The sequence below is a fragment of the uncultured Methanobrevibacter sp. genome, from assembly GCF_900314695.1.
GTDB lineage: Archaea > Methanobacteriota > Methanobacteria > Methanobacteriales > Methanobacteriaceae > Methanocatella.
The window spans coordinates 1-4,011 of the sequence record NZ_OMWD01000053.1 but is presented as its reverse complement, the minus strand read 5'-3'; the positions used below and the strand labels follow the sequence as shown (position 1 = coordinate 4,011).

The following is a 4,011-nucleotide window of genomic DNA, read 5'->3' as shown; positions in this document are numbered from 1 at the left end:
TATTAAACCATAATTCCTTTTCCATCTCTTCATCAGGAACAAATTCAACCTTATCCGTTAAAATAAAAGTTTTATCGCACATATTCAACATCTTTTTTTCACATTTTATTAAAATTATAAAAAAAATCCTAAAAAAAAACATCGTCCTAGTGACTAAAAAAATATAATCACTAAAAGGATTGTTTTTTTTTTAGAATATTATTATGAAACCGTGCTTAAAAAAGAAAGGAAAAAAATTAACTTATTGAAGTTTTTCCCCCATCTTTCTATATTACATATTAAAAACCTACATATTATATGGCATTTATCCGAGAGCATTTGAAAACTAATCTCACCACCCCATCCACATAAAAAAAATATAGACACTAACCCACTAAATGTGCAATTCATCCCCGACTTAAAGAAGCCGGAGAATTCTTGCACAATAAAGTTAAAGTGGGTGATGAGGAATTCATCGTTGTTGCATGGTCAAAAGATTCAAGCGGAATGAGTTTAGATAAATTAATGTCCACATTAAATGATTTCAATAAAAACAATAAAGTTAGTCCGGTTGCATTCTAGAACTGGACTTTTTTTGATTTGGGAGATTATATCTTCCAATATTTTCTTATTTTTTTTTAATTTTGGCAATGTCGTATCATTTCACGCTTTTTTTTAACAAATTCTTACTCAAATTCACAAATTAACATAAATGCATTTTAAATGTGATTAACATAAAATAATTAAATATGGATGATAATGTTATTCTAAAAGAATTGCGAGATTTGACAAAGGACAGACATAGCTGGAAGGCAAATATTGATTATGTCGCAGACAAACTGGATAATGCTTATTCAAATGCTGTCAGGGCAAAGGTATTATGGCTTTTGGGAGAGATGGGGCTGATGTATCCTGAAAAAATTGAAGGATATGTTGCTGACATTGTAAGCTACATGGACAGTGACGATTCAAAATTGAGGGAAAGATCAGTCAATGCAATTGGAAGAATAGGTAGGGCAGATAAGAATCTGATAATTCATCATCTAGACAAACTGATGGATATGAGGTTGGATGAGTCTGAAAACGTCAGGCACGCATTTGTCTGGGCTTGTGAAAACATAGCCTCAACTGCTCCAGAGCTCTTTTGTAAAAAAATGGATATTTTTTATGAAATGATTTTTGATTCCGGACAGAAAGTTAGGATAGAGGCACCTGAAATGTTTAGGGTGATTGGAAAACAAAAACCTGATTGTGTAACACCTTACCTTGAAAAACTGGAATGGATAGCGCAAAATGATGATAACAGAATAGTTCGCATCCATAGTGCCGGTGCTGTTAGAATTACAAATAAAGCATTATTGAAATAAAGTAGCGACTATTAAAGTAATAGCAAGGGAGTTGCATATTAAAAAATGTTATATGTGGTTGTTTTAAAATGATATTTATATGGGATTCATTTCAGGTTCTAATTTAAAATTCTATTCAAAATTCATTTCAAATGATTTATTGGTTTTAGTTATTGCAGCTTTAATTCAATTTATCACATCATTTATTGGATGTATGATTCAGGTTGCATTGCATTTAATGTCTAATTATTTGAATTTAACTATTGAACTTGCTAATTGGATTTCTATGTATAATCTGATTTGACAAATGATTTTAAATGGAGGTGTAAGTATGCCGTCAAGTGAGCAATATCTGGAATATGTGCTGGAGCAGTTATCTGATTTGGATGAAATATCATATAGGGCAATGATGGGTGAGTACATCATATATTATCGCGCAAAGATTATCGGAGGCATCTATGATGACCGATTTCTTGTCAAGCCTGTAAAATCGGCAATGTCAATGATGCCTGATGCCCGTATGGAACTTCCCTATGAAGGTGCAAAGGAAATGATTCTGGTTGATGACCTGGAAAATAAGGTATTTCTAAGTGAACTTTTTGAGGCAATGTATGATGAGCTTCCGGCTCCGAGAAAAAGAAAATGATGGCTGTAATGCAGTCATATGACAGCCATTAACTTAAACTTTTTTTTTTAATTATTCATCGGGATTAAATTCGTTAAAGACATCCTGTATGGTATAGCAGTCGCTGTCTTTCATAGCTGCAAGTCCAAGCTGGAACCTTATGATGGAATATGAAAGCTCATCATCGCTTTTAAAATCCGAATACTCTTCAATCAGCCTTTCGAACTGTAGTGATCTTCTAAGCAAATCAGCCTTTATTAGTTTCAGGTTTTCATTTTCGTCGTCAACCTTGTCAACCAAATTCACTGCCAGTTTTCTCATTTCAACTGCAAGCCCATCATCGGCATCGTCACATGCCCAGGCACAATGAAGAAGAGAATAAAATTCAGAATTATATTCCTTTTCAGCTTTTGATATGAGATAACGCCTATAGAATCTTTTGGACAAATCGGACTTGAAGTCATTGCCTTCACAGGTTAGGTATTCCTCGCTTTTAAGAATATCTGAAGTTGTTTTGAGTTCATTGTTAAGCCCTTTTGCAACATATCCGCAGTGAGGACATTCCATAAGCCAAACATTCATGGTATCTCGATACATTGGTGCGGGTCTCAAGTCCAAATCAGGACGTCCCCATGAATTTGTACTGGTCATAACTGCTCGTTGACTTGTTTTTCCACAGACGGAACACTTTATTTCAATTTTAGTAATGATGGTCATAATCTAACAATGTATCAGGTTATATTTAAATGTTTGTTTTTTTTTATTGGATGAGGTTATTTTTTTAAAAAATAGAAAATAAAAAATGAGAATAACTCAAAAGAGTTATTCTACACTGCTGATTTTATTGGACATGTCTTCGGTGAAATTCATTGTTTTAAATGTATCATCTGTTGGAAGTATCATGTTGAATTCATGGATTTCATCAATTTGAGCGGATCCTTTAAGGCCATTGAATCCTAAAACGTGACCTCCTTTTGTCTTGTCATCAGACAGGAAATGAAGATGCCAGCCGTGCATGTTCAATTCGTTCATGTACTCTGGGAAGTATACTGCAACAAGTGTTCCGGTCTGATCAGTATGGTTGAATACCTTTTGGTCTACTGCTGCAACATCGGTGAATTCCTTATATGGTTTTTCCTGTTTTTCAACGCTTCTGACTGTAATGTTTGAAAAGTCACCTTTGATTTTGATTATATACATGTTGTTTGTACCGTATTCTTCAATTGTCTTATTTAATTGACCGGTCAAATCGTCAAAGTTGCTGGCGGTTATGTTGGTTATATTTCCGTCTTCATCGAATTTGGTGACTGTAGCGAATGGTATTTTTTCATCATCTTTCATGACATTGATGCTTCCGTCAGCAGCTGCCTGATAGACAACACCGTCCAGAACTATCATCTCACCGTTTACTCCTTCAAATGTTCCAAGACCAATGTCTCCATGCTTTTTCAAATCTCCTACTTTGACTACTCCATCATATTCTCCATGCATAAAAGCCTGCAATAAAGAGACCTGATACATTGAATCGTCATTATTGTTGTTTAGAATCAATGAGTTTTGAGCATTTGCAGCGGAGATTGCAAGCAAACCCATTATTACTAAAGCAAAAACTATCTTTTTATTCATAATAAATTCTCCTCCTATTCGATATTTAGATTTATATTTTAATAAAGTAATAAGTTTAATGATTTGAATAGGTAGGTTTATTAATATCAGCTTATAGACTTTAATTTAAGGATTAAATATTTTAAACAGTGAATTAGTATAAAACTGTTTAGAATAAGTGATAATTCCTAAATTTTTATCATTATCGACAAAGGATTATTGCAAGAAATCCTATTGGTATTGGGTTGTTAATATGTTAATGAATGAAGAGACTAAATTAAACAAACATCATTACAGAATTTTTGCCATGAGTTGGGCAGGCTGGGTTTTTGATTTCTATGACCTGGTTTTATTCACTTTTTGGTCTTGTTGAAATCCTTTTTTAAATTTTTGTTGAAAGATCAATATTATAAACTAATGTTTTGAGTCTTGTTTCTTTATTTTGTAAACGTGTGC

6 protein-coding genes are annotated in these 4,011 nt (G+C 33.2%); 4 read left to right on the top strand and 2 right to left on the bottom strand.

All coding sequences use genetic code 11. The features are described from left to right. The first annotated feature begins 417 nt into the window (after positions 1 to 417). From QZN45_RS10915 to QZN45_RS10900, 4 genes are all read left to right on the top strand, one after another. Positions 418 to 561 (top strand): hypothetical protein, encoded by a 144-nt coding sequence (locus QZN45_RS10915; RefSeq protein WP_296812935.1) that lies wholly within the window; start codon positions 418 to 420, stop codon positions 559 to 561. Between the two features lie 167 nt (positions 562 to 728). After that, the gene (locus QZN45_RS10910; RefSeq protein ID WP_296812933.1) at positions 729 to 1,346 is read left to right on the top strand and encodes a HEAT repeat domain-containing protein; all 618 of its coding nucleotides are present in this window, start codon (positions 729 to 731) and stop codon (positions 1,344 to 1,346) included. A gap of 79 nt (positions 1,347 to 1,425) precedes the next feature. Beyond that, entirely contained in the window at positions 1,426 to 1,629 is a 204-nt protein-coding gene (locus tag QZN45_RS10905; RefSeq protein ID WP_296812931.1) for a hypothetical protein, read from the top strand. Between the two features lie 27 nt (positions 1,630 to 1,656). Beyond that, positions 1,657 to 1,971, top strand: a complete 315-nt coding sequence (locus tag QZN45_RS10900) for a TfoX/Sxy family protein (RefSeq protein ID WP_296812929.1) — start codon at positions 1,657 to 1,659, stop codon at positions 1,969 to 1,971. 51 nt (positions 1,972 to 2,022) lie between these two features. Here QZN45_RS10900 and QZN45_RS10895 read toward each other — a convergent pair whose 3' ends face one another. Together QZN45_RS10895 and budA are read right to left on the bottom strand one after the other, a co-directional pair. Then, positions 2,023 to 2,601: a hypothetical protein gene (locus QZN45_RS10895; RefSeq protein WP_296812927.1), complete on the bottom strand. Its 579-nt coding sequence runs from the start codon at positions 2,599 to 2,601 to the stop codon at positions 2,023 to 2,025. 171 nt (positions 2,602 to 2,772) lie between these two features. Continuing rightward, positions 2,773 to 3,576 carry an acetolactate decarboxylase gene (gene budA, locus QZN45_RS10890; RefSeq protein WP_296812926.1) on the bottom strand — a complete coding sequence of 268 codons (804 nt, stop codon included), beginning with the start codon at positions 3,574 to 3,576 and terminating at the stop codon, positions 2,773 to 2,775. Positions 3,577 to 4,011 lie beyond the last annotated feature (435 nt).